This is a genomic window from Micromonospora sp. NPDC047467 (genome assembly GCF_040643095.1).
Classification (GTDB): domain Bacteria; phylum Actinomycetota; class Actinomycetes; order Mycobacteriales; family Micromonosporaceae; genus Micromonospora.
Genome location: NZ_JBEYTO010000002.1, coordinates 236,812 through 262,283, shown reverse-complemented (window position 1 = coordinate 262,283; position 25,472 = coordinate 236,812). Strand labels below are relative to the sequence as shown.

The window sequence follows — 25,472 nt, the reverse complement described above, 5'->3', positions numbered from 1 at the left end:
GTGGCTCAGCCGTCGACCGGGGTCGGCACCGGCAGCCGGCGTCGGACCGCCCAGAGCGCCACCTCGGTACGCGACACCGAGCCGGTCTTGCGCAGCAGGTTGGACACGTGCACGGTGACCGTGCGTACCGAGATGCCGAGCGCCTTCGCGACCTGCTTGTTGGACATGCCGGCGACCAGGCAGCCCAGCACCTCGACCTCCCGGGCGGTCAACTCCGGGTCGAGCGGCACGTCGAACGGCACGTCGGACGGCACGTCGACCGGCGCGAGCGGGGCGAGCGCCGACGCCGGATCGACCGGTGCTGCCGCCTGGCGCGGGCCGGGCAGCCGCCGGAGCAGCGCGTCCGGCCCCTCCCCCGCGTGCGCCGCCAGCAGCTCGGTCAGCGCGTAGGGGTTGCCGCCGGTGCACCGCCACACCGAGGCGACCAGCCGACGCGAAGGGTTGCTGTCCGCGTACACCTGGGTCAGGACCTCGGCGACCTCGGCCGGGCGCAGCGGGCCGAGGTGCTGGCGGACGGCGCCGCGGACGCCGCTGAGCCGGGCGAGCGCGCGGCGGGTGAGCTCCGGTGCCACCGCGTCGGCCGGCGGTCGGCTCGCCACCACCAGCAGAGCCGGCAGGTCGGCCACGGTGGCCAGCTCACCGACCAGATTGACGCTGGCCGGGTCGAGCGCGTGGAGGTCGTCCACGACCAGCACGGCCGGGCCGGCGCCGACCAGCAACTGGACGGTCCGCACGGCGAGGCGCAGCAGGGTGCCCGGCGCGTACCGCTCGCGGGGTGCGGTGGGCTGCTGGGCCAGCCAGGCCAGCGCGTCCGACGGCAGGCCGAGCCGGCTGGTGTCCCGACCGGTGAGCACCGCCGCCAACCAGTCGTACGGGGCCGGGCCGTGCACCCGGGCGGCGCCGGAGAGGATCAGCGCGGGACGTGGGGTGAAGGCGTCCACGGCGGCCGCGACCAGCAGACTCTTGCCCACCCCCGCCACGCCGGTGAGCACCGCGACGGTCGGCGCCGAGCGGCGCAGCGACGCCACGGCGGACCAGGCCCGGTCGAGCTCGGCGAGCTCGCCAACGCGCCCAACCATGGACACCGGCATCATTTCTCAACCCTACGCAGTAGTGCGTAGAGACGAAGGCGGGGTGTTCTTGGCAAGCTTGACCCCATGACGCTGATCCTCCGCTCGGTCATCCTCAACGACATCGGTCTGGTTCGCACCAACAACGAGGACTCCGCCCTCGCCGGTGACCGCCTGATCGCCGTCGCCGACGGCATGGGCGGGCTGCCCGCGGGTGAGGTGGCGAGCGAGATCGTGATCCGGATCCTGGACGAGCTGGCCCCGCCCACCGACCCCGACGGGGCCGCCGACGCCCTGCGTGCCGTGGTCAGCACCGCCAACCAGCGCATCCACGCCGCCATCACCGTCGACCCGGCTCGGGAGGGGATGGGCACCACGCTCACCGCGGCGCTGCTGGCCGGCGACACGCTGGTGCTGGCCCAGGTCGGCGACTCCCGCTGTTACCTGCTGCGCGACGGGGAGCTGACCCAGCTCACCCGGGACGACACCTTCGTCCAGGCGCTCGTCGACCAGGGCACGCTCTCCCCCGAGCAGGCTCGGCACCATCCGCAGCGGTCCCTGGTGACCCGGGCCGTGCAGGGTGCCGACACCCCACCAGCGGTCGGCGTGCTCACCGTCGTTCCCGGCGACCGGCTGCTGCTGTGCAGCGACGGGCTCTCCGACTACGTCGAGGACGAGGCGATCGCGGCGACGCTGGGCATGTACGTCGACCGCCAGCAGTGTGGCGAGCAGTTGGTGAAGCTCGCCCACCACGCCGGCGCCCCGGACAACGTCACGGTAGTGGTCTCCGACGTCACGACCCGCTGACCTGCGCCCAATCGGGTTGCGGCGGATGCCGGCACCGGTTGGGATGGGCGGATGACCATCCGACGGGTGACCGCCGACGAACGTCTCACCACCAGCTTCCCGCTGGCCGCGTACGCCTTCGAGTCGTCGCCGCTCGGTGCCGCCCGGGTCGAGGAGTTCCGCGACTACCTGCCCTACCACCAGGGCAACGCGACGCTGGTGGTCGAGGAGGACGGCGAGACGCTGGCCGCCGCCTCGGTCATCGGGATGCGGCAGAACCTGCGCGGGGCGGTGCTGCCGATGGCCGGCGTCGCCGGTGTGGCCACCCATCCGCTGGCCCGCCGGCGGGGGCACGTGCGAGGGCTGTTGCACCAACTCCTCGACGAGATGCGCGACGAGGGGCACGTGCTCAGCGCGCTCTACCCGTTCCGGCCCAGCTTCTACGCCCGGTTCGGCTACACCGGGCTGCCCAAGCCGCGTACGGTCACGTTCACCCCGGCGGATCTGGGGTCGCTGGTCCGCGCCGAACTGCCCGGCGAGGTGGGCTGGGAGCGGATCCGCGCCGGCTATCCCGCGTGGCGTGCGTTCACCGAGCGCTGCCTGGCGGAACGGCACGGCTTTTCGATCTTCCCGGACTACCGGGACGTCGGCCTGCGCGACCGGGACGAGTACTGGCTGCTCACGGCCCGGGTGGACGGCGAGGTCACCGGCGCGCTCACGTACCGGATCGACGGCCACGGCGGCACACTCGTCGGCAACGAGCTGCTGTTCACCGACCCGCTCGCGCGGGCGCTGCTGCTGCAGTTCCTCGCCCGGCACGTCGATCAGGTCGACCGGGTCACCGTCCAGGTCCCGCCCGACGAGTTGCCGGAGCTGTGGCTGACCGACCTGGACGTGCACGTCGAGGCGCGGGCGGGCCGGCCGGGCGCGTCCGCCCCGATGGCCCGGCTGCTGACCCTGGACGCGCTCAGCGGGCTGCCCGCCGGCCCGGGCCGGGTCCGGATCGAGCTGACCGGGGACCGGTGGCTGGCCGGCAGCCACCTGCTGGACGGTACGACCGGCGCGTTGGAGCTGACCGCCGACACCTCCGGGCAGGTGCCCACGGCCACCCTCACCGCCGCCGGGCTCTCCGCCTTGGCGTACGGGGTGCTGGACCCCGCCGAGCTGCCGTTGCGCGGGCTGGGCGACGTACCGGCGGACGCCGCCGCCGAGCTGCGCGGCATCTTCCCGCGTCGGGTGCCGTACCTCTTCGCCGACTTTTAGCAGCTGGTTAAGACGGCATGGCGGATTCGTCCGGACGCCGTCGCGGCTCCTAGCATCACGGGGTGCGCCTGACGTCGCTTGCCGCTCTGCTCGTCCTCGGTGTCGCCGCCGCGACCCTGCCCGCCTGCGCGTCCAACGACCCGGCACCGGGCGTCGCGCAGCCGTCGGCCTCGCAGCCCGACACGTCGGGCCTGGTGACCGGCGACCAGGACGTCGCGTCGGGCCGCGACGGTCTCGGCGGCCCGGGTGCCAGCGCGAGCCCGAAGCCGACCGCCCCTGCGGCCGGAAAGGCCCTCGCGGCGGGCAACCCGAACGGCAACGCCACCGTGCCAGCGGAGGCACGTGCGGTGGACACCTCGAAGCCGACCCGGACCATCGGCACCGGCACTCCGGCGAGCTGCACCTCCGCGGCGGTGGTGAAGGCCGTCGCGGCCGGCGGCGTCATCACCTTCGACTGTGGGCCCGCCCCGGTGACGATCAAGATGGCCGCCACCGCCAAGGTCCGCAACGCCAATGGGCCGAAGGTCGTGCTCGACGGCGGCGGCAGAGTCACGTTGAGCGGCCAGGGGCAGCGCCGCATCCTCTACATGAACACCTGCGACAGCGCCCAGGGCTGGACCACCTCGCACTGCCAGAACCAGGACCACCCGCAGCTCACCGTGCAGAACCTGACCTTCGCCGGCGGCAACTCCACCGGCGGCAACTCCACCGGCGACAAGGCCGAGGGCGGCGGTGGCGGGGCCATCTTCGTACGCGGCGGGCGGTTGAAGGTCGTCAACTCGCGGTTCGTCGACAACCGCTGCGACCGCACCGGCCCCGACCTGGGCGGCGCGGCCATCCGGGTGCTCAGCCAGTACGACAACAAGCCGGTGTACGTCGTGAGCAGCACCTTCGGCGGCGGTTCCTGCTCGAACGGAGGGGCGCTGAGCAGCATCGGGGTGTCATGGGTGGTGCTGAACAGCCTGCTCAGAGACAACAAGGCCATCGGCAACGGCGCCAACCCGGCCAAGTCCGGTACGCCCGGCGGCGGCAGCGGCGGCGCGATCTACTGCGACGGCAACGAGTTTACCGTGCGGATCGCCGGCACCATCATCGAGAACAACAAAGCCAACGAGGGCGGCGGCGCGGTCTTCTTCGTCAGCAACAACCGCACCGGCACGATGAAGATCGAAAACTCGACCCTGCGCCGCAACCCCAGCGGCAAGTTCGAGACTCGCGGCTACCCCGGCATCTTCTTCCTGGGCGCCCGAAACCCCACCCTGACGAACGCGAAACTGACCTGACCGACCTCTCGCCCGCCTGAGCCGGCCCGGGTGAGGGTCAGTAGGGGTTTCCGTGGCCGGCGGGGCGGGCGTGCAGGAGGCCGGCGGGGCGGCCGGGCAGGGTGTGCGCTCCGGACAGCGGCGGGCTGCCCGTGTGGTCACCTCCGGCCATCCCCAGGAGCAGTTCCTTGAGCGCCGTGAGCGCGTCGATCCTGGGCTGCCAGCCCAGCTCGGTCTCCGCGCGCTCGCTGGACATCAGCGGCGCGTTCAGGCCCAACTCCACCCAGCCCGCGTCGACCGGTTGCAGCCGCGCCCGCCAGGTCAGCGCCGCCGCCACCCGCAGCACCGGCGCGGCGACCGGCACCGTCCAGCCGTGGAAGTGCCGGGCCACCAGCTCCGGAGTCAGCACCGGGTCCGCGGCGACATTGAAGGCTCCGCGCGCATCACCCATAACCGCCCTGGTGTACGCGTCAGCCACATCATCGGCATGCACCGCCTGCATCCGCAGCCGGCGGTTGGTGGGCACCAGCGGGATCCGGCCGAAGCGCAGCAACCGCACCGGCGCCAACGGGCCGAGGAAGTAGCGGGTGATCTCCGTACCGGCGTCCCTCTGGAAGATCAACCCGGGTCGCAGCCGGACCACCCGCAGCGTCGGGTGCTCCCGCTCGACCCCGTCCAGCAGCGCCTCGACCTCCGCCTTGTGCTCGCTGTACGACGAGCCGGGCACCCCGGTGGCCGGCCAGCGCTCGCTGATCGGGTGATCCTTCGGGCCCGGGGCGTAGGTGCCGACCGACGAGGCGTACACCAGAGCTGGCACACCGGCCCGGATCACCGCCTCGAAAACCGCCCGACTGCCGTCGACGTTGGTCCGGCGCAACACCCGCTGGTCGTGACTGGGTTGGATCTGCCACGCCAGGTGCACCACCGCGTCCGCGCCAGCGAACACCTCGGTCAACTGCCCCACCGCGCCCGGCGCGCCGATGTCGCACGAGTGCCATTCCACCTGGTCGTACGGCGTACCAGCATCGGGGCCGGGCAGCCGCCGAACCACCCCGGCCAACTCCACGCCCCGCTCCCGGCGCAGTCGGCGCAGCACCGCCGTACCGACGTTGCCGCTCGCCCCCACCACCACGATCCGCATGTCCGACCCCGTACCCGTCCAGCAGCAGCTCAACCGCCCCCAGCGCGGCCTGCGGGGGCGCGCGGCCTGCGGGGGCGCGCGGCGCCTCGATCGACTCGGTTTCCTGGAACCCGGGGTGTCCCGGCCCCTCGGATACCCCGGTTTCCGGGAAGTCGAGTCGATCAAGGTCGAGGGGAGTTCCGGACCCAGCCGTGCTTCTCCTTGCCACGCCGGCCAGCCGTGGCCGCCAGGCAGCGCGGGCAGATCCAACCCACCGCGTCGGCCTCGGTGAGCACGTCGGTGCCCGAGTAGTCGAAGCGCACATGCGGGAAGCGACGCAGGCGGGTCCGGCTCAGAGCCAGGCCGCAGACCGTCTGGTTCTGGCCGGGCAACCAGGCGTGCACCTCCCCACCCGGCTGCCGTACGCCGTCCGGCCGATCTCCTCCCCGGACGCCGCCACCGCCGGAGCGCTGCCCGATCTCATGCGCGTCCCAGTTCCCCAGCCGCCCTCAGCCATGCACGGGCGACACCCAACTGCTTGATCCACTCCATATCCCCGACATGGGGGCCTCCCGCACACCGGACACCGCCACATCGCCGATCCGGTGACGATCTAGGGTGCGGGTGAGCGCTGGCCAGCCACAGGCATCGACGGTCGACCGGAAGCCGAGAGCCGTCGGCGGGAACCGTCCGGTAACCTGAGCGCGCGGGCCGCTAGCTCAATGGCAGAGCTGTGGACTTTTAATCCATAGGAATTTCTGCCAGCAACGGAATGACCATGTAGTGACCTGCGAGAATTCGCCTTCTTTAATCCACATCGGACTGTGGATGCTCGTCGGCTGCTCGCTCGTTATAAAGGAATTTGCCCTCGACAGGCGGTGCGGTGCGGGTTGGCCATGGGATGAGCATCGGTTTCCTAGGGCGGTGCTTTATCCGCAACCGCAGGCTGATGACCTGCGGCTTTTCTATTTCAGACTCTCGTGTGCTGGTCGCAGCGGGGTGCTGCTGTGGTCGCTTGAGAGATCAGCTAGGCGGCGTTCGCCATGGTCAGGCTGTGAGAAAAGGATGGCGGCGAACAGCGCCCCGTTGCGCATGCGCATGCCCCTGCGCAGGGGCATGCGCATGCGCAAGAACCCCGACTCAGAACCTGTTGATCCGTAGTATGACTTAGCTCGAACAGAAGGCGAGCCCAACTACTTTGCGAAAGCTCTAGCCTCTGACCGGCGGATACGTTTCCGCTGGTCGTTGGCGTACAGTTGCTCCAGCACGCTTGGGATCGCTCACGGAGAACCGGCGCTTTGCTGATTTAGTTCCGGTAGTGCTGGAATGGTCGCCGACATCCGATCACCACCGGATCGCCACGACAGCTTTGAACGGTTGAGTTCGGCGGTCATTTCGCGGCGAGCCGCTTGCGGTGTGTTTCGGCGGTTTCGGCGAAGTCGTGCTCGTCGGCGGCCCGGTAGCGGAGGTAGAACCATTCGGGCACGCGAGCAACGTCGAGACGGGTCCGGAAGATGCCGTCCTGAACGTCGCGGGCAATCGCGCAGAGCTGTTGCTGAAGATCGTCGGATAGAGGTCCTGGTTGGCCATCACGGAGCTCCACCTGAACGATCTTGGCTAGTCGTTCGCGTTCGTCTGCGACCCGTCGTTGGTTCGACCAGATCTCGGTGGCGAGTTGGATGGCGGCGAGCGACGGGATGTAGAAGCTCAGCAGTATCTCGGGGATGGTTGCTCGGGTGACCATGCCGATGATCAGACCGATGATGATCCAGCAGATGGCTACTGCCGCGATCCGTTCGCTGTACGTGCGGCGGAGGCGGGCATCCCAGGCGAGGTTTTGTTCCTGGGAGATGAGCACGTCGTATGGGTAGTGCACGCCGGTGGTGGAGTCGTACCAGCCGTCGGTGATGCGCCGGTCGCGCTTTCCCCCGACGACGAGTCGTCGGGCTAGGCGGGCAATGTCATGGTCGGCGACTGGATCGCCGGCGGCGGCGCGGCGCCAGGACAGGTGGAACAGTGCGGTGTCGAATTGCTCCTGGAGCAGGGTGCCCTGCTTGGCGGTCTTGGACATCATGTTCTTCAGCAGGAAGAAGGAGATGACGAACCAGCAGGCTCCGAGGATGGCTGGCAAGACGCGGCTTTGACCGGTCGCCGAGGTGATAAGGCCGAGCGCGGCGAGCAGGAGCGCCATTCCGTTCCGGATCGCTTCGATCTTCTGGCCGTACTGATGGCTAGCTGCGGCGGCGCGCTGCAGTCTGACCATGTCGTCATCGAGCTGGCGCTCGTGAATGGGCCGGCTGGGAATGCCGCGAGGCTCGGTCGGGGTGTTCGCGGTCGTCACGGCCGGGTCATCCGGTCGCCGAAGAGGTTCTGCCACTCGGCGTAGGCGGCGCGGTCCTGGCCCTCGTCCTCGAGGTCAACGGCGCGCTCCGCGGTTCGCTGCGCGTCGCGCAGTTGGTCCGCTGCGGCTCGTTTCTGGGCCGGGGTCATGACGGTGTTGACGTCGCCGCCGAGGCCAGCCGGGTCGAGCCAGGCCTCGTCGAGGCGGTCGGCGGCGGTGGCCAGGAACAGCACGATCTCGTCCTGGTAGCGGCCGACGGGTGCCTTCACTATGGTCTGCGCCATGACCTCGAGCAGAAAGGAGGGGGAGACCGGCTCGCCGAGGTGGCGGTTAATGCCTTTGATCATCTTGACGAGGGGGACGTACTTGCCGTCGCTGTCCTTGTTCTTGTCGATGCTAAGTTCGTGGTGGCGCTTCGGGTTGGTCGCGATCCAGGTGCCGGCGGCCGGTTCTGGGATGAAGTAGCCGCCGGCAGATCGTTTGAAGGCGGGCACGGCCTCGATGGACATGACGTCGTCGCCGTAGGGGATCACGATGGCCATGCCGTCGCGGTAGGCGTCGGGCCAGCGCTCACGCAGTACTTTGAGCAGTGCGGTGAGCACGTCGAGTGGTGACCGGTCACGGTAGCCGCCTTCTGGCCCGTCCGGGTCGATGACCAGGAAGATGTCAACGTCCTTGAGCTTCTTCGTCTTGGTGTCCCGCCGGTAGGAGCCGGTGAGGAAGTCGTCCACGAGTTCCCAGGTCTCGCGGACGAAGTCGCGGACCGCTTCGTGACGCGCGGCGGCCAGCTTCTGCTCGGTGGCGGTGATCTCCAGGTTGTGCTTGAGCTTAATGAACGCGTCGTCGATGTATGCCATGGCTGTTCTCCTGTTAGTGGTGGTACCGCAGGCTCGCCGACGCGTGCGGGGCGGTGCCGACCGTGCCGAAGGTAAGGCTCTGTAGACCGGCGGTGGAGGCCCGGGTCGTCGTGCTCCAGCCGGGCTGCGCGGTGTGGGTGCCGCTGAAGGTGCACACCAGGCGGAAGGTCGTTCCTGCCGGCACTCGGTCGAGCTTGGCCCGGAACCGGGCCAGCCGAGCGCGGGAGGCCGTGAATTCGGCGTCGCCGCCGCCTGTGGTGGTGTAGGCGACCGGGAACTCGATCACTGGTTTCGCCTGCCCGGTCGGCGGCTGGCATTCCAGTACTACAGCGGCCAGGGAGCCCTCAGCGATCCACGCCTTGATGGCGTTCTCGTTGGTCTTCCACCGCGCGTGCAGCGGCCCGGCGTTGATGCCGAGGTCGGCGAGGATGTCGCCGATCGAGCCGAGGATGACCTCGGTGAGGTGGGTCGCTGTGTGGACCCGGGTGTAGGAGTACGTAGAGGTCGTGGTCACCGTCCGGTCACCGCCCGACGCAGCGCCTCGATGTCGACCAACGGCGCGCCCGCCATGGTCGCTGAACTCTGCTGAGGTGCGGGTGGTTCCCCGGCCGACAAGCGCGGGTGACGGGCGACCGCATCGGTCACCACCTGGGCCAGCGGCTCGGCCGCCGGCAGGTAGATGGTGAACGTCGTCGCGGTGGCGGCGCCCGGGATGATGTTGAGGTTCTCGTCGGCGCGCAGCGCAGGTGTTCCCGAGACGGTGGTGATCTGACAGTGCACCGTTCCGGCGACCAGTACGAGCGGCCGCCGGTCCAGGTGGCCGCCGGCGATAAGCATCCGGCCGGCCGGGGCGGCAGCCTGCATGGCGGCCTCGGCCTCCTGCCGGGAGCACGTGGCGGACACCGCGATGGTGTCCGCCACCAGGTCGGTGATCACTTGCCAGGTGTCGCTGGCGCTGCGCACGGGGGCGGCGGCGATTGTCCTAGTTCGCAGCATCGCGGCCTCCCGTGGCGGCCGTCGTGGTCAGCGCGGCCTCGTCGGCCAGGGTGGCGGCAAGGGCCTCCAGGGTGAGCAGGCCGGGACTCAAAACGGTCGCGCGGTCGCGGGCAAGAGCCTGGAACACCGCCTTGCGGGCACGCCGGCCATCGAGACCGATCGCCTGCGCAGCCACCGCGGCCAGGTCGGGATGATCGGCAAGACGCCTCAGCGTGGGATAGGTGTCGCCGAGAGCGCCGAGCGTGGAACGCAGGATGGCGCGCAGCGCAGCGGCGTCGGGCAGCGGGACGAGGATCGCGGCGTCCGACCGGGACAGGAAGGCCTCGTCGAGGGCGTCGGTGAAGTTGCTGGTGGCGACCACGAACAGGTGCGGGTGCAGCTGGGCGTTGCGGTCCAGCGCGGTCAGCACGGCATCGGTAGCCCGGTGTACGTCGGCCGGGTTCGCAGCGAGCGAGGCCGCCGAACGGGCGACCGCCATCGACTCGACCTCGTCAAGGACCACCACGGTCGGCATGCCGTCCGCCGCGAGGGACGGAATGTAGTCGCCGAGCAGTTCGTCGACACGCTGCTGGGACTGACCGTGCTCAGCGCTCATCAACCCGTGCGGGTTGATCTCGATCAGGCGCACCGCCCGGCCGGGCACGTAGCTGGCCAACTGCTGAGGTAGTCCCCGAGCCAGGGTGGTCTTCCCCGTACCCGGCGGCCCGTACAACGTGCACATGCCATGCAGCGCGGTCGCCACGAACGGCGAGGACGGCCGGATCAACAGCGACAACAACGCCTGGTTGGCCAGGCGCTCTTTCACCTCCGGCGGTGCGACAATCTCGTCCCACGTTGCCAGCTCACGCGTGTCATGACGAACGAGTTCGTTCACCACGACGCACTCCTGCACCTTCACTCCCGCAACCCCTCTCGCTCACCTCAGATTTGAACATCATCTTCGCAATGATCGCAGCCTACACGACGCCAGGATCGCACAAGTCGCCGCATTTGTGGCCTTGAGACTCGCGCCCTGCTCTGATATAAGTCCGCTACCGCCCCGTAGGATTGATCGGGGAACCAGCAACGAGCGAGCGAGGCGGTGTACGCAACAGTGGCGAACAGCGAGGCATCGGAGGCCTCCGCATCGGAGGTGGCGGCGCTCTTCGACCGGCGCCGTCTACGGGTGGCCCGAGAACTCCGGGGACTCACGCAGGTTCAACTCGCCCGCGAGGTCGGCTCCGTCCGCGCCGCATCAATCAGCCAGTTCGAGCAGGGCCATTCAAAGCCGTCAAGCGCCACCTTGCAGCGACTCGCGGTGGCACTCAGAGTCCCCTTGAGATTCTTTGCTGCTCCTTTACGAACTGATCATCCGGGCGAGACGAGCGGGTTCTTTCGTAGTCTGCGCTCAGCGCCACCAAAAGAACGACAAAGGGCGCTCGCTAATGTAGAGATAGTGCGTGAAATCTCGCGACAGCTTGAGACCTTCGTTCGCCTCCCTAACGTAGACATCCCATCCGCCCGAGAGAACGTAACCGAGGAAACGCGGCACGAAGAGATTGAGAAGATCGCAGAAAGCGTGCGTAAACAGTGGAACCTGCCACCTGGGCCGGTAGACGACGTGGTGTTGGAGCTGGAACGGCACGGAATCGTCACTACCAGGTTCAACGTCGGCCACGCGCAGATTGACGCCTTCTCCGTTCCGTTCGCAGACCGGCCCATCGTCGTGCTGGGCGCCGACAAAAATCTCCGTGACCGCTCCAGATTCGATGCGGCACATGAGTTAGGCCATCTGGTGATGCACTCCGAACACCAGGCTGGAAGTAAGGCGATAGAGACACAGGCTCACCAGTTCGCTGCGGCTTTCCTCATGCCCGCCGGGCAAATCAGAGATCAACTGCCCGCCAGAGCAGACTGGCCTGAGCTGATGCGACTCAAGGCTTATTGGCAAGTCTCGATCGCCGCGCTGCTCATGAGGGCTCGTACTCTAGGAGTAATGACGGAGCCTGCCTATGTTCAGGCAATGAAGATCATGTCAACAAGGGGCTGGCGCCAGAATGAGCCGGGCGTCCTTGGTGAACCCGAGCGTCCCGTTCTCCTGCCTCGCGCGCTGGAGGTCGCTGCCAGCGTCGGAATTCCGCTCAGTCTCCTCGCCCAACGGGCCGGTCTTCCCGAGGCGGACGTGCGCTCGATTATCGGCGCCGAGACGGATGAAAGACCGACCGTAAAGCTATAACTGCGGCACCGGGATGTAGCCGGTGATTTCGCGTTCGAACACCACGTTGTCGAGGCACCCTCTATCCGGTATCACACCTCCGGCCGCTGGTTGAACGGCGCAGATTCCGCCAGGTGATCCATTAAGAAGGCGTCCAGCGCTCAAGCCGGTACAACCCAGTTCGAGTTGGTCATCACCGCTCTGGTCCACGGATCCGGCTACGAACGGGTAGCGGATTTCCACAGACGGCAGGCTGCTCGGTCGCTGCGGGCGTTCTGCACGGCCCGAAGGCCAGGGACGTTCGTGAACCACCAATCCTCGACATCGATAAGTCAGAAAGCGCCCGATGCCGCATGGGACCGAGGGAAACCGCCACCGACGATCATGCGCCGCAGGCGCGGGTCGCGCTCGGCTGCGGGTTTACTGGTTCGCTTGGTGGGCCCGCAGCGGCCGTACGGGCAGTTCGCGGGCGAGGGTGCCGAAGTAGGGCAGCTTGGCCCAGCTGTCGTGGTTGCCAATGACGTAGAGGCGTTGCCTGGCGCGGGAGACGGCGACGTTGAACAGGTTGGGTTGACTTGCGGCCCAGGCCCGGGCGCCGGGACGGGCAGGGTTGCCGCCGAGGACGAACAGCACCACGTCGGCTTCCTTTCCTTGGGCGGTGTGCACGGTGCCGCAGGTCATCTGCGGGTGGAGCGGTGCCCAGCGGCGTCGCAGCCGGCGGGCGGCGTCGCGGAACGGACTGATCGCCATGATCTGGTTCGGGTCGATGCCGGCGCGCAGCAGGTAGGTGAGGATCTGTTCGGCGGCGGCGCCTTCGTCGGGGATCCAGTGCCCCTCGGCGTCGGAGCTGGCGACGTCGATCCAGGTGCTTTCCGCAACGTCGAGCAGGTGCTGGCGGGGTGCGGTGCCATGGATCATGAGGCCGCCGTAGACGGCGGTGTTGACGATCTTGAACATCGGGTCGTCGCAGCGGCGGTGCACCCGCAGCGGCGCGCCGACCCACACCTCGACATCGTCGGGCCCCGGCAGAAGAGTGCCGAGCGGCGTGAGTCGATCGCTGAGTGTCTGCACAGAGCCGCGTCCGGGCAACCACGTCTCGGCGACGCGGTGATGTCGGCGCAGCGCCTGCTGAGTGGTGTGCAGGACGGTGACGACGGGCTCGAGCTGTAGTGGATCGCCGACCGCGACCAGGCACCGGGTGCGCCAGATCGCGCCGGCAGCGATCTGCGGGGCTGCTTGACCGGCTTCGTCCACGAGCAGCCAACCGAGCGCCTCGGAGCCGAGGGGGCGCAGCAGGCGGCCGACTGAGGCGAACGTGGTGGAGACGACCGGCACGGTCATGAACAGTGACTGCCAGGCTGCCCGTACGGCGGGTTCGGGTGCGTCCGGCGGCGCCTGGCCGGACAGCACGTCGATGGCGGCGGTCAGGTTAGCGCGCATGATCTTCGCTGTGCCTGCCAGGAACGCTTCGTGTAGGTCCAGTGCGGCGAGGAAGACGCGAGTCCGGGCGACGTTCCACTGCTCGTCCGACCACGGCGCGGCCAACTCGCGCCGACGCGGGTCGGCCAACCATGCCTCATCCGGCACCAGGTCGCCGTGTTCTTGGGAGATGTGATCGAGGACGCGGCGAGCGTCGGCAAGCTGCCCGGCGGCCTGCCGCAACGTGGTGGCCGCCGCGATCACCTCGTCAGCTGCCGCGGTGGCGGCATCGTGCGAACGATGTGCGGCGGCTGCGGTGGCGACGGCGGCCTGCTGGGCGGTGTGCACGGCAGTAGCGAGAGTGGTGTCTTCGTCGTGCCAGCGGCGGATCGCCTTGCCGAAGGTGAACAGGTTGTCCCAGAATCCCGGCTTGAGCTCGCGGTGCTCCCGCCGCCGCTGCACAGCACCCTCAACCGCCGGACGCGCGGCTGCGGCGGCAGCGGCGGCTGAGCGGTGAGCGTCCTCCGCCCGCCGCTGCATTGCGATCGCCTGTTTGTGATGGCCGGCAGCGGCGGCTTCAGCCTGTTGTAGCTCGGGCAGAAGCCGCAGCGCGATGTGGGCACGTTGACGTGAATCGCGCAGCTGCTGCTCGGCGCCGAGGGCGTTGGTGAACGCGTCAACGGCGTGCTGCCACGGCCGAGTGCCGCCCGCTTCGGCGTCTTTGAGCCACTCGTGCAAGCCGGGCCCCTCGTCGCCCGGCTTACTGTCTGGGTCCGCGGGGTCGCCGTACCAAAACCGGCCGACGAACTCGCGGCGGTTGCGCTTGTTGCCCAGCATCGCGGCGACCATGCCCCAGGCCGGCTCGCCAAGCACCCGCTCGGCGTGCTCACGCAGGTACGACGCCTGGTCCGCCCAAGATTCGTCGATGGCCGCGGCCTGGGGGATCTCGCGGGTGACGTTCGCGAGGGCGCCATTGTTAGCCGAGGCCACCACGATCTCGAAGCCGACAAGGTCCGGGCGCAACGCCCGAACCCGCCGCTGGTGCTTGTCGCTGCGCCAGCCGAGCGTCTGATCGGTGAATGCCGCGCTCGGCGTGCGAAGCGTCGCAAGGCGGCGGGCCCGCTCGACCACCAACGCGGCGACCAGGTCGCGCAGCATGGTGGTCTTACCGGTACCCGGTGGGCCGTTGACCGCGAACACGCCGGCTGTGTCGCCGAGCCGGTCGCAGATCGCGTTGATCGCCAGCTGCTGGCTGGTCGCCAGCGAATGCGCGGGATCGGCCGGCCAACGCCCGGCCGGTACCCGTGCCGGCGCCAACTCGTCGAGCAGCAGCGGTGTGTGCAAGGGGTCGCGCACGTCCCAGCGGGGCAAGCCGGCGACGGTCTCGTCACTGCTCAGGTAGCTGGCTAAGGCGGTTCCGCAGTCGCCTTCGGCGACGGCGGCGGCGACCCGCCGGAGGTCGTCGACGAAGAAGCTGTTGAGAAAGTCGGCCTGCGCGTCGAGCGCACGTCGGCGTGACACCAGCTCGCTGTGCACTCGCACCCCCGTCGGACGCAGCAGTTGCGTCACGCCGAGCTGTGCTGCGGTGAGCTCGACCAGCGCCTGCAACAGTTCGGGCGTGACCGGCCGGCTAACCGCCACCCCATCCTCGGCCAGCCTCGCCGCCTCGTGGTCGTCGTCAGCAGCCGCCACGGCCTCGCGCACCCGATCGCCGTGCAGGCGCGCAGACAGGTCAAACCCGTCGAGCCAGCCCGGCGCTGCTGGACCCGGATCCATGGCGCATCCGACCGCCCACGCTGCCGTCGACAGCACCAACGAGTCCAGCAACAGCCGGCCGTCGTCGGTGACCGCCACCGCGAACAGCGCCGACTCCCCACGCGGGGTGCGCTCGTCCACGTCAGCTGTCGAAGCGCCGAACACCTCCTGCGCGACCGAGTGAACCCGATCGAGGGAGAACACGCCGCCATAGACGGTGTGCCGCCACACCAGATCCGCGCCAATGCGGTGCCGCCGCAGCGGATGCCCGTCCTGCCAGGGCAGCGACTCACCCGGCCGGGGCGCGTACCGGCGCTCCCGCGGATCGGGCCGTTCGAGGGTCTGCGCGGCGAACAGCTCCACCGACCGCCAGAACCGCACAACGTCGCGCCGACGCGCCGCCTCCACACTGACCGGCGCTCGCCGAGGCGGGGCAGGGGCGACGGTGCCCGAGGGAGTTGCCAACCCGCCCGTCGCGGGGTGCGCGGACGCCGGCGTCGCCGCCCTCGTCACCTGCTCGTAGGTCCTCACGCCAAGATCGGCGAGGGTGAACGTCGTCGGGCACAGTGGGCACACCAGTGCCACGTACCGATACTGCCGGCCACGGCTCTCGTACGGCTTGCGCAGGCTGTGTAGCCGCCCGCCACATGTCGTGCAGGGTCGCGCCACCGGTTCCTCGTACGACCAACCCGGCTCCGCGAACCGCCCTGTCACTGCCGGTAGCCGCACCGCCCACTTGGCCAGTACCACCTGCTCGACCGTGCCTGTGTCGACCACCCGCGAACTCCCATCTTCCAGCACAGAGACGGCCCTCACTCTAGGCACGCCGACCCAACACCGAAGACGCTCACCGACAGCCTGTGGACAGCGCGCAGTTATCCACAGCACGCCGCAGCCCCAGCCTCTACGGGAGGCTTTGACGCGCCTCGCCGGGGGCACCGGATCACACTGATGCCGCGAGGATGGGCCGGTTCTGACTCGCGCTGAGAGTGCGTGGGCGTACAAGCTCTGGTATCCGGGGCGGGTGAGTCCCGCACGGTATGCCCGCCAAATCGACTTGCCCCGAACTGGACACGTCATTGATCGGCCGAGATTTTGACGCCAGGCTCCCGATGCGCCGGCTCAGCGCCAGGGTCGAGGCATCCAGCCTTCTCGAGCAAGCCCGATGGCGTCTAGGACTACTCTCTGCCGCCCAAGCAGGAAATCGACGGCATCGATCTGGAAGTCGACACCTTGAACAGGGAGGTCGGGCGAGACAAGCGCGTTGACGACGTCATCGAGGGAACGCGGCTCGCCGTGGCAGGCCATGTATCGGAAGGATGTCCCGTAGATTTCGTTGAATTGCAGTGGTCGCAGGCAGAGCTGCTGCGGAGTGGCCACAGCCCACGTCCAAGTGATCTCGGAGAAATCCGGCCAACCCTTGGGCATGTCTACCACGGCTACGCCCGACATCAGTTCCGCGCGGAGGCGGTTGAGTTGGGATGCCGCGGCACTCATCCAATCCTCGATCTTCGTGACCTCCGGGAGAGAGATGGCATCGATGGGCCACTTGATTTCGAAGCAAACGCCTCGTCTCTGCTGCGGATGCACCGCCACCACGTCAAGGTCTCCGGCAGCTGCACGATCTTGCCGGCGAGCGCGTAGTCGCTCGGCGACAAGAACGCCGGGAATCTGGCCAAGCCAGTCTTTCCACCTCACCGCCCGGTTTCCCTGTCGCTGCCCAATCGGCCCATAGCGGCCAGGATCGTAGGCTGCACCGCGCAGGATGATCGCATCGGTGGCCCTGGGAGTGATCAGTGGCGGGCACAGAATGATCGTGCCCTCAAGCTCCGCGAGAGGTGAGATCCGAGCGGAGCGGCCGGCAGTGAAGGTGAGACGCTCGATGGTGGTGTCAATGCACTTCGGTGGAACCGTCGGGAGTATCTCGGCGGTCATCTCCAGCAGCCGCGTTCGTGGGATTCGCGCCAGAGCTGCGTCGGTGCGCTTGAGCAACCGCGTCGCCGACTCGTGGAGTTCGGCGAATCCCATGACAACTGACAGCACGTCGACGGCATGGCCAACCGTCAGACCGTCGTCGAGCTGGAAGAGGTCGGGGAGGTTTCCCTCCGGGAGCGCATCGCGGTAGGCGCCAATGGCCGCTCTCGCGCGCCGCGTCGCCGCTTCAAGGACATCACGAGGGGGAAATCCTCGGGATGTCTGGGGCAGATTCTTGATCCACGCGTGTTCGACCGAGGTGATTTCCGGCAGTTCGGCAGGGATTGCGGCGTGCTCCAAGAAGCTGTCGGCCGCCTCGATAGCCGGATTCCAGCGGTGCCGAATCCGGAAGGAGTCACCCCGTCGTCGGACCTCGTAGCCGCCGGCTCGGACGGTGCCATAAAGGTTGTCGAGCCGGGTAGCTTCTAGGGCCGCGACGCAGATGCGCGCGGCATCGTCAGCCTCACAGCGCCCGTGACCCTTGGCGATCTGGTGGTCCCACGTGATGATCTGGGCGAGGACCGACTCCCAGGGCACATTGCTGTCGAGCCCTTGGGCAATCTCCATCGCACGCAGGCGCATCGCGTGCTGGAGCAGCGTCATCAATCGTTCGGGCCCGGACCGCCACCCAGGAAGATCGTGCACGCTCCGGCGGCGGCGGTCGATCAGGTCTAGGAGCTCATCGTCCGGCCTCACCTCGTGGCAGTCCGCGACGGGTGGTCTACCGAGGGTGTCTTAGCGGACCTCACGGCGTATCAACGACCAACGCGTACGGGTTTGTCTTGTCCACCGTCACCCAGCGCATCAACTTCCCACCGGCCGGCACGGTGCTAGAGGGGGTAACCAGGTGGAACCCGATCGTGATCTTCTCGTCTTCGATGGCTTGGCCCTCACGTCCGAAGAGATTGTCCTTCTCGACGGTCGGGTAGAGGATGATCGCGCCGGTCGCCCCGCCGCTGAGCGCGTCGGCCTCGGAGTCCGGGATCGTCGTCTCGACGCCGGCGATCCTCATGGCCGCGTTGCGGTGTCGATCCTCGCTAAACACTCGGAACGAGGCGCCGGACGAGGTGCGTTGGCGCTCGAAGACGCTGAACGGCCCGTGCCCGGCGACGACGCGTCGGGTGGTGGACCTGGTCTGTTGGGGCACGAGTACGGCCCACCGTGCGAGTTGGTCGGGACGCAGTTGGCGTAGCCACGCGAGTTCCGGTTGAAAGGTGTCGTCGGCCAGCCACTTGATGTTGCCGAGGACGGTCAGGAGTGCTGCGTGACTGACAACTGCCACTCCCGCCTCGAAGGTGGTCTTGGCTCCCGGGACTGCGAACTCGACAGTCCGTTGGCTTGCGGCAGCGAGCAGTGGCTTCCACTGTTCGAGGTTGTGCTTCATCTTTGTCGTGGACGTCGGGAAGGCCACCGGTTCCATGGGCTTGCCCGGTGAGCTCTTCATGACGAGCTTGGCATTCCACATCTTGTTGCGACCGGTGGGTCGCAGGTCCGGGCGGTGTTGGGCGATCAGGGGCGGGATCTGTCGAGGGGTCAGCTGCGGCGTACCGTCGGCCGGGTCCGCGTACTGGCGCAGTTCACGACGGAGGAAGTCCTCGTCGCGGCAGGCGGCCTCGAACATGTCGTGCAGGTCTGGGGTGGTGTAGAGGCGGACCAGGTCTCGGTAGCCGGGTCGGAAGCCGAACCAGCGACCCATCTGCATGAGGGTGTCGACCTGGGCGGTGGCACGCCGGTAGTAGGTGACGGTCAATCCTTCGACGGTGAAGCCGCGAGCCAGCTTGTTGCCGCCGACGAGGATGCGCCAGATCTCCCGCTGGTCGAAGTCGAGGCTCTCCTGCTGCCTCTCAAGGTCGGTGTCGCTGTTCACGACGATGACCGGGCTGCCGTTACGGTCGGCGGGGCTCATGAGTCTGAGCGCCTCGCCGATGTCGTCGCGCAGGTCGTCGAAATCGGCCGGTGCAAGCAGTGTGGGTGCCTGCGCACGAGATACGGGCAGGACGTCGGTGATGTACAGATCACGCAGCCGCGCCAAGCCGGAAGGCCGGTAGTAGCCGGCGGTGTTCCAGAGGTGGCCGATCACCTCGGCCGTCTGCCGGTGGGAGTCTTTGCCCATTGCCTCGTGCACGAGCATGGTGTGGTGCCGGTAGGACGTTCCGTGCCGTTGCCGGTACAACTTGAGGGCACCGGTGAGGACGAACATGTCCACGGCGCGACGCAGTTCGCCGTCGTCGGGTTCATCGGCGAGGTACCGAACGTGGGCCCGTTCCTTCGACGTTTCGAGGGGCCGCTGTTCGAGGGGTAGTTCGGCGTCGAAGTCGTGGAAATCCTCTGCGCCCATGTAGCCGGCGGGCCGCGGCAGGGAGATGAGGAAGTCGCGGGGGAAGATGTCCTCGACGTCGGAGGGGTCGATGAACACGTTGGCGTACGGAGTGGCGGTGTAGCCGACGTACTGGGCGCGGGGCATCATTCGCATCAGTTGCCCGATGAGCCGGTTGATCGCGGTGCGTTTCTTGCTGTCCTCCTTCCACTTCTTCGGGCTGACGGTGTTGACCGACGCCTGGTCAGACTCGTCGTCGATGATGAGGACGGGTACCTCGCCGAGACGCTCACTGATGCGACCCAGGTCCGCCACCAGTGCTTCGAGGACGGAGGCGTTCTTCTTGGCGACAACGAGACGGGCGTCGCTGGTGTGAAGATTCGCTGGGTCAAAAAACTTCCGGTTACGCTCGCGTCCCCTGAACTCGAGAGCGGAGAAACCCATCTTGAGTCGCTTGTAGTCGCCGGCGTGGTTGCTCAGGCGGTGGATGTCGGGGTATCCGGCGTCGGAGGGTCGCCCCCCGTGTCGGACGAAGCGGTCGCCCTTCCAGTCGGGGTCGTTCTGGTACTCGTGGACCTTCTGGTCGTGGGGGGATATTTCCCGTTCGATGTTCTCCCGACCGCACAGTTCGATGTCGAGACGCCGCTGGGTCTGTGCCCGCAGCATGTTCGTGGTGCCGGTGAGGACGATGACGAGTCGGTACCCGGCATCAACGGCCTTGGCCACGACGCCGGTGAAGTTGGCGGTCTTGCCGCTCTGGACGTATCCGACGACAAGGCCCTTGGCCTGGTACGCAACGGGTCGAGTCGGGTCGGACAGGCGCCGGACGACCTCCTCGGTGGCCCTGTCGAGGTCGGCGACAGCGTCGGCGTTGCGCCACTTGTCGAGCAGGTAACGGTGGTAGTGCGCCCAGTAGAAGGTGCGCTCGGTGCGGCGTTCCGGGGTGCGCCACTCCTCCCAGTCGTCGGCGATGACGATGACCCCGTCTGCGACGGCGTAGGGGAACAGGTCGGCGATCAGGTCCGCCGTCGACTCGTCGACGGCGAGCGCGGCGATCACCGCCGCGCGCCGTTCGGTGGTGTTGTGGCTGGTGCCTTCGGTCCAAGGGGCGCTGCTCTGTTCGTGGTCCCACCCGGCGAGGGTGTGCGCGATCTGCTGGCGTAGGGCATCCTCGGGGCCAGCGTCGCGTAGGTGGGTCAGAAACGCGGAGCCGTTGGCGATGTCGGGGGCATCGGCGCCCAGCATGGCGGCCAGGGCGTGCAGACGCTTGGGGCCCGTGCGTTGCATGGCGGCGAGCGCCGCACCGTATGCGGTGGTGACGATGTCGCTCATGGCAGTTCCTGTTGTCCCCTCGCGAGTGCGTCGGTCAGGATTTGCGGCGTCTCATCGCCGCTGAGCCCGGTCAGGTCCAGCCGGTAGCGGACGTCGGTCACGCGGGTGCCGTCGACATCGGCCTGCGCCAGAAGCCTCGGCGTTAGGCGGGGAAACGCTTCGGTGACCGCAAATGCCTGAGGAGGGGTTCGTAGTCGCCAACGACGCTGGCAGGTGGCCGTGTACCGGTCACGCCAGCCCGAGGCTTGCAACAGGCCGTCGAATCCGGTGTGCCGGGTCGTGGTGAGCAGGAGGGCGCGGACTTTGTTGATGAGTTCCGGAAGGGAGCAACCGCCGCTGCCCGCCGCGGTGATCTGCAGGGACACCAGCCAGAGCGGCCGGTCGCCGGTCGCGACCATCTGGGTCAGCGAGGAGATCCAGTGCGCTCGCCGCTCAGACGTCGTGGTCTTGACCTCAACGTCGTGCTCGTCCAGCCCGAAGTCGTGTTCCTCGGCCTGTCCGCCGCGCCATGCCGTCAGTGCGACGTCCGGTCCGAGGGCGTGCACGAGGCCTGCAAGGAACAGCAGTTCTCCGACGAGTCCGGTCTCCTTCTCCTGCGACAGGACATCCTCCGTCTGCAGGAGGTGGCCCAAGCGACGCAGGGTCTCCGCGAGTGCAGCGGTCAATGTCTGCTGGTCGAGCTGGACTCGATCGGCGACAGCGCACAGCAGCGGGTAGGCGTCAACGAACAGCCGCGGGTCGGTGACGGCAATCTCGATCATGCGTTGTCCGTCGTGGTGGACGGTGTGTGCGGTGAGGTGTTCGAGGCCGGCTGGTGGAACCTCGTGGGGCGTTGCCGGTCCGCGTAGCCCGATGCGGGAGGTGTGAGGGTCGACGAAGAGCACGATCCGCGGCGATCCCGGGATGGGATGGTCGATCGGGGCCTGGCTGCGGAGGTAGGCGTTGAAGCTGTCGGTGCTGAGGTGGCGGTCTGCTGCGCTGGTCACTGGCGGGCCTCGAAGGTCGACTTCTCCGCCTTCGCGGCTGCGGTCAGGATCTCCTGCCAGAGGTCGATGTTGTCCTTGTCGCGCGCACCAAAGTGTGAGCCCTCGAAGACGTTGCCGGCGAGAAGGAACAGCACGGCCTTCAGCACCGGTAGATCGTTGCTTCCGCCGCGGCGTCCGCCGAGCAGGGCCTGCCGGTATGACCGGTTGAGCCACAGCGTCCTGGTCTCGCGGTCGAACTCGAGGAACGCGTCGGTGGTAAACCGCCTCCACTGGATGTTGACGGGGTCCTCGTGCAACAGGGGCAACTCGTCGCGGATCTCGCGGGTGACCCTCGGGTGGAAACCCTTGCCGGGTGGTAGCACGGCACTGCGTCGCGCGGTCCTGCGGCGGTTGGCGGTGGCCCACGCCGCCTCGGCCGCTTGGAGGTAGTCGGTGATCGTGGTCCCGTCGTCGGCGTGGGCGGTGGCGACAGCCGGGGCGAAGCGGGGTCCGGCTGATACCCGAGACTTCTCGGGGTTCATGACGAACATCCCCGCGGTGTCGCCGTCGATGTCGATTCGGACGCGGGCGAGCTGAAGTCGGGTATCGGGCGCGTGAATACCCTCCCACCCTCCGGCGTGCAGGAGTCGACCCCGGCGGTAGAAGTAGAGGCCCTGGCGCGTCTCTGCCCCGCCGGGGAGTCGGTACTCGGGCGTGTTGGAGCGGCGCGACCAGATGTGGCAGTCAAGGACAACCTTCGCTCCATCGATCGATGCCTTGAGCTGTTTCGGCCAGCCAGGCAGGGTCTCGGGGTAGGCGAAGGGGTCGATCGGCGCGACCGGGTGACGTACGCCGGCGCCGAGGTCGGCGTCCTCCACGTCGATGACGATCCGCACGCCGCGGTCGACGAGGATGCGGTGGAAGGTCAGGCCGAGATGCCCCTGCAAATGTGAGATCGTGCGACTCAGAAACTCGTCAACCTGCTCCGGGTCGTCCGTCGAGGGAAAACCATTGACGCTGTCCCACCGTACGACCGTGCCCGACGGGCCGATTGGGAGCTGCCAGTCGCGGTCAATTTCGGCGGCGGCGAACGCCTCCGGCACAATGTCACAGTCAAAGGTCTGACGACCGGCGTCGAGCTGCCAGCGTCTTCCGACCGGTTCCGATCCGGAGGCACGCGAGAGCACGCTGAGACTGGCTGCCTGACTGAACGATGCCGCCTTCAACCCGAGGCCGAAGTGGCCGAGGTCCTCGCCCGTGTAGCGGCGTTGGCCGCCGATGGTCATCGCGTCGTCGATGCTCTCGGGTGCGATGCCGCGACCATTGTCGACGACGTAGAGGCCGACCAGGCGGGCGTTGCGTTGGACGAACCGGATGAGGATGTCGGTCGCGCCGGCGTCGATGGAGTTGTCCACCAGGTCGGCCAGGGCGGTCTCCAGCGAGTGGTTACGACCGAGGGCGTCCAAGGCTCGTGGATCGGGTGGTAGCTCCACCGATCCCTCGGTGGGAACCTCCTGGAACCAGACGGACATCTACCGCTCCCGATTCATTGACCGGCGGTGCCGGCGAAACCTTCAGAACCCGCTGACTGGACGAAACCCGTTACGTCGGCCGCGACGCATGGCCTCCAAAGCGGTGCCTACGTGCTTGCCGGCGGGGTCCCACCCCTGGTCGATGGCTTGGGCGATTTCTGCTGCGGACCTGCGGTGCTCGGCGTCGAGGTGCCCTGTGTCGGCGCCCCAGGCGGCGAGGTCAGCCCAGTCGGTCGCGGTGGTGCCCCTGATCAGGTCCATGTCGGGGCCGTAGGTGTCGACATCGACGAGTTCCGCCGCGAGCGGCGCCGGCGTGGTCCAGTCGAGATCCTGTACGGCGGTCCAGCACTCCGGCCTCTTGGTCCACTCACCGACGTTGGTGCGGCCCTCGGGCGGTGACGTGATGACCTTGTGCACGAGCAGGGAGAGGTCGATGGCGGCGTCCTGCAGGGCGGGCGTGAGGTCCTGCGTCCGCCAGATGCGGTCCAGGTCGACTCTTCCACCCGTCCCCTGGACCAGTTTCGCGACGGTGTAGGTGACGATGTTTGCCTTGTAGCCGCCGAAGTTCTGCCTTGCGACGAGCTTGTCGACCTTGCGGAAGAGAATCGCCTTGGCCACCAGGTGTCGGCAGTACTGCTTGTCCACGGCAGGGGGCTGCTCTTCGAGGCTCTGCGAGAACAAAGTGAAGTTCTTCTCCGCACCCAGGCTGACCAGATGTGGCTCCTTGGCCCAGGAATGTTCGAATTTGGCGAGGTCCGACTTGGTGAACTTCTGGGCGGGCGGGTTGGCTGCCTTGAACACCTTCTGCCGGGCAGGCGTGCCCTCGCGGGTCAGGGCATTGGCGTACTGGCCCCGGGCGCGCTCGTAGAACCAGTGGGTGTCGTGGGGGTGTGAGGCACTGGGTGGCGCCCACAGGGTCCGCATGATGCGCTCGACGTCCACGTGGAACGCGCTGTTCGCCTTCAGATCCGAGGCGGTGACGCGATTCTGGGTGTTCGAGTAGGCCGAGATCTGCGGAACGATGTCGTCGAGGCGGTCCGGCGATACGACCGTCAGCTTCATCTGCACGTACGCCACGTCGACGTCCACCTTGTTGCGGTGGGCGTGGTGGATGGTCGCGGTGGTTTGCCCGCCGTTGACGATCTGAAGATTGTGGATGCGACGGATGACCCGCTGCCCTGACGGGGCATCCTCGAAGTCCACCCTCGATGCGGTCGCCGCGATGCCGTTGTTGTAGGCGAGAAACCGCTCCGGGTTACCTCTGAGGGTGTCGAGGATTCCTCGGTTGACCGCCCCGCGCACTTGCAGGAACGAGCGGACGTTCAGCTCCAGGAGCCTGGCTCCGTGCGTCGAGTACAGGTCGGCGAGGCCGCGGGCCGGCACGATGGCGAGGAGGACCGAGTAGTCCTCGTCCGTACGCGGGGTGGCCAGGCAGGGCAGACCTGCGGGAAACTCCGCCACGATTGGCTCGGCTTTGTTCCCGGATGCCGACCAGTTCGCCAGCCGGCGCAGGTCCCACAACTCCCGGGTGACGTGCCGCCCCTCGAACAACATCGGCGGAACGCCATCGCGCGCGACGCTGCGTGCGTTGGTGACCAGCACCAGACGGACCGACTCGACCCTGCCGAACTTCTCCGCGACGGCTTCACACATTCCGGCTACCTCGGAGGACCGGTCCCGCCTTGCCATGCTGCCCCGCACGCAGCGAGACAGAAAGTTCTCCATACGCCGGAACGCCGCCTCGACGTCGGCACGCCCGATTTTGTGGTCGTCGTCGGCGCGGGGACTGTAGTAGGTGAGGAACAGGTCCAACGATCGGTCATCGGACGCGGCACCGTAACCGCTGACCTCGACACCGTGGTCTTTGAAGTGCACAGCCACGGCATCTTCGGTGTGCCCGTCGGCTGTCAGCTGGTCGAGCATCAGCTGGGTGAATGCCTCATGGAGGTCGCAGCCCTCGATTTCAGCCTGGGCCCTGACGTCCTCGATGAGGCCGTGCGCGTAGGCACCGACATCCGGTTCAGCCACGCGGGCCCCTGTGCCGCAGGACGCAGGCACAGCGCAGCGGGCCACACGTCCCGGGCGGACTCGTGAGGGGCATGCAGTTCTCCGGAGGATCGCTCGGCACGTGCGGTGACAGTACGCGCCGACTCGGTCGCTGATGGCACCAACTCTCCACGATAAGGACAGGACCGACAAGACCCGCTAAGCCGAGGCGCCGTCACCGCATCGGTCCTGTTCCGGATCGGCCGAACCAACCACCTCTGGAGCGATCGGAGGCCGAAGAAT

The 25,472-nt window shown here is 67.9% G+C and carries 18 protein-coding genes and 1 pseudogene; 5 read left to right on the top strand and 14 right to left on the bottom strand.

Features of this window, described 5'->3' with window-relative positions:
• Positions 1-5 precede the first annotated feature (5 nt).
• Positions 6-1,079 carry a LuxR C-terminal-related transcriptional regulator gene (locus ABZ780_RS05425; RefSeq protein ID WP_357003750.1) on the bottom strand — a complete coding sequence of 358 codons (1,074 nt, stop codon included), beginning with the start codon at positions 1,077-1,079 and terminating at the stop codon, positions 6-8.
• A gap of 78 nt (positions 1,080-1,157) precedes the next feature.
• Here ABZ780_RS05425 and ABZ780_RS05420 point away from each other — a divergent pair, with 78 nt between their 5' ends.
• The 3 genes from ABZ780_RS05420 to ABZ780_RS05410 all read left to right on the top strand — a co-directional run bounded on the left by ABZ780_RS05420 (position 1,158) and on the right by ABZ780_RS05410 (position 4,402).
• Positions 1,158-1,877 (top strand): protein phosphatase 2C domain-containing protein, encoded by a 720-nt coding sequence (locus tag ABZ780_RS05420; RefSeq protein ID WP_357484454.1) that lies wholly within the window; start codon positions 1,158-1,160, stop codon positions 1,875-1,877.
• 51 nt (positions 1,878-1,928) lie between these two features.
• Positions 1,929-3,119 carry a GNAT family N-acetyltransferase gene (locus ABZ780_RS05415; protein ID WP_357003744.1) on the top strand — a complete coding sequence of 397 codons (1,191 nt, stop codon included), beginning with the start codon at positions 1,929-1,931 and terminating at the stop codon, positions 3,117-3,119.
• 62 nt (positions 3,120-3,181) lie between these two features.
• Entirely contained in the window at positions 3,182-4,402 is a 1,221-nt protein-coding gene (locus tag ABZ780_RS05410) for a hypothetical protein (RefSeq protein ID WP_357484452.1), read from the top strand.
• Positions 4,403-4,439: 37 nt separating this feature from the next.
• On the opposite strand, the gene ABZ780_RS05405 is transcribed toward ABZ780_RS05410, so the two are convergent.
• The 7 genes from ABZ780_RS05405 to ABZ780_RS05375 all read right to left on the bottom strand — a co-directional run bounded on the left by ABZ780_RS05405 (position 4,440) and on the right by ABZ780_RS05375 (position 10,572).
• A complete protein-coding gene (locus ABZ780_RS05405; protein ID WP_357003737.1) occupies positions 4,440-5,522 on the bottom strand; it encodes an NAD-dependent epimerase/dehydratase family protein in 1,083 nt (360 codons plus the stop codon).
• A 161-nt stretch (positions 5,523-5,683) separates the two neighbouring features.
• Positions 5,684-5,905 carry a hypothetical protein gene (locus ABZ780_RS05400; protein WP_357484449.1) on the bottom strand — a complete coding sequence of 74 codons (222 nt, stop codon included), beginning with the start codon at positions 5,903-5,905 and terminating at the stop codon, positions 5,684-5,686.
• 986 nt (positions 5,906-6,891) lie between these two features.
• Positions 6,892-7,842, bottom strand: a complete 951-nt coding sequence (locus ABZ780_RS05395) for an S-4TM family putative pore-forming effector (protein WP_357484446.1) — start codon at positions 7,840-7,842, stop codon at positions 6,892-6,894.
• Positions 7,839-8,699 (bottom strand): CBASS oligonucleotide cyclase, encoded by an 861-nt coding sequence (locus tag ABZ780_RS05390; protein WP_357484443.1) that lies wholly within the window; start codon positions 8,697-8,699, stop codon positions 7,839-7,841. Before ABZ780_RS05390 ends, ABZ780_RS05395 begins: the two co-directional genes overlap by 4 nt.
• A gap of 13 nt (positions 8,700-8,712) precedes the next feature.
• Entirely contained in the window at positions 8,713-9,213 is a 501-nt protein-coding gene (locus tag ABZ780_RS05385) for a hypothetical protein (protein WP_357484440.1), read from the bottom strand.
• A complete protein-coding gene (locus tag ABZ780_RS05380; protein WP_357484436.1) occupies positions 9,210-9,695 on the bottom strand; it encodes a hypothetical protein in 486 nt (161 codons plus the stop codon). The genes ABZ780_RS05385 and ABZ780_RS05380 overlap by 4 nt, the downstream gene beginning before the upstream one ends.
• Complete coding sequence (locus ABZ780_RS05375; RefSeq protein ID WP_357484433.1) at positions 9,682-10,572, bottom strand: AAA family ATPase; 891 nt, start codon at positions 10,570-10,572, stop codon at positions 9,682-9,684. Before ABZ780_RS05375 ends, ABZ780_RS05380 begins: the two co-directional genes overlap by 14 nt.
• 204 nt (positions 10,573-10,776) lie before the next feature.
• Here ABZ780_RS05375 and ABZ780_RS05370 point away from each other — a divergent pair.
• Positions 10,777-11,010 (top strand): annotated as a pseudogene (locus ABZ780_RS05370) (helix-turn-helix transcriptional regulator); the annotation flags it as partial.
• A 120-nt stretch (positions 11,011-11,130) separates the two neighbouring features.
• Positions 11,131-11,910, top strand: coding sequence for an ImmA/IrrE family metallo-endopeptidase (locus ABZ780_RS05365; protein ID WP_357485305.1), 780 nt, complete (start codon positions 11,131-11,133; stop codon positions 11,908-11,910).
• Between the two features lie 399 nt (positions 11,911-12,309).
• Here ABZ780_RS05365 and ABZ780_RS05360 read toward each other — a convergent pair whose 3' ends face one another.
• The 6 genes from ABZ780_RS05360 to ABZ780_RS05335 all read right to left on the bottom strand — a co-directional run bounded on the left by ABZ780_RS05360 (position 12,310) and on the right by ABZ780_RS05335 (position 25,211).
• On the bottom strand, positions 12,310-15,951 hold the full coding sequence (locus tag ABZ780_RS05360; protein ID WP_357484429.1) for an AAA domain-containing protein: 3,642 nt from the start codon (positions 15,949-15,951) through the stop codon (positions 12,310-12,312).
• A gap of 234 nt (positions 15,952-16,185) precedes the next feature.
• The gene (locus ABZ780_RS05355; RefSeq protein ID WP_357484426.1) at positions 16,186-17,640 is read right to left on the bottom strand and encodes a hypothetical protein; all 1,455 of its coding nucleotides are present in this window, start codon (positions 17,638-17,640) and stop codon (positions 16,186-16,188) included.
• A 142-nt stretch (positions 17,641-17,782) separates the two neighbouring features.
• A complete protein-coding gene (locus ABZ780_RS05350) occupies positions 17,783-20,686 on the bottom strand; it encodes a Z1 domain-containing protein (RefSeq protein WP_357484423.1) in 2,904 nt (967 codons plus the stop codon).
• Positions 20,683-21,672, bottom strand: coding sequence for a PD-(D/E)XK motif protein (locus tag ABZ780_RS05345; protein ID WP_357484420.1), 990 nt, complete (start codon positions 21,670-21,672; stop codon positions 20,683-20,685). The genes ABZ780_RS05350 and ABZ780_RS05345 overlap by 4 nt, the downstream gene beginning before the upstream one ends.
• Positions 21,669-23,183 carry an ATP-binding protein gene (locus ABZ780_RS05340; protein ID WP_357484417.1) on the bottom strand — a complete coding sequence of 505 codons (1,515 nt, stop codon included), beginning with the start codon at positions 23,181-23,183 and terminating at the stop codon, positions 21,669-21,671. The genes ABZ780_RS05345 and ABZ780_RS05340 overlap by 4 nt, the downstream gene beginning before the upstream one ends.
• 42 nt (positions 23,184-23,225) lie before the next feature.
• A complete protein-coding gene (locus ABZ780_RS05335; RefSeq protein ID WP_357484414.1) occupies positions 23,226-25,211 on the bottom strand; it encodes an AIPR family protein in 1,986 nt (661 codons plus the stop codon).
• Positions 25,212-25,472 lie beyond the last annotated feature (261 nt).

Bases quoted from the DNA above. Each gene is read 5' to 3' on its own strand.
- ABZ780_RS05405 (WP_357003737.1), bottom strand. From the start codon at position 5,522: ATGCGGATCGTGGTGGTGGGGGCGAGCGGCAACGTCGGTACGGCGGTG.
- ABZ780_RS05390 (WP_357484443.1), bottom strand. From the start codon at position 8,699: ATGGCATACATCGACGACGCGTTCATTAAGCTCAAGCACAACCTGGAG.
- ABZ780_RS05380 (WP_357484436.1), bottom strand. From the start codon at position 9,695: ATGCTGCGAACTAGGACAATCGCCGCCGCCCCCGTGCGCAGCGCCAGC.
- ABZ780_RS05420 (WP_357484454.1), top strand. From the start codon at position 1,158: ATGACGCTGATCCTCCGCTCGGTCATCCTCAACGACATCGGTCTGGTT.
- ABZ780_RS05355 (WP_357484426.1), bottom strand. From the start codon at position 17,640: ATGACGCTGCTCCAGCACGCGATGCGCCTGCGTGCGATGGAGATTGCC.
- ABZ780_RS05425 (WP_357003750.1), bottom strand. From the start codon at position 1,079: ATGGTTGGGCGCGTTGGCGAGCTCGCCGAGCTCGACCGGGCCTGGTCC.
- ABZ780_RS05415 (WP_357003744.1), top strand. From the start codon at position 1,929: ATGACCATCCGACGGGTGACCGCCGACGAACGTCTCACCACCAGCTTC.
- ABZ780_RS05340 (WP_357484417.1), bottom strand. From the start codon at position 23,183: ATGTCCGTCTGGTTCCAGGAGGTTCCCACCGAGGGATCGGTGGAGCTA.
- ABZ780_RS05350 (WP_357484423.1), bottom strand. From the start codon at position 20,686: ATGAGCGACATCGTCACCACCGCATACGGTGCGGCGCTCGCCGCCATG.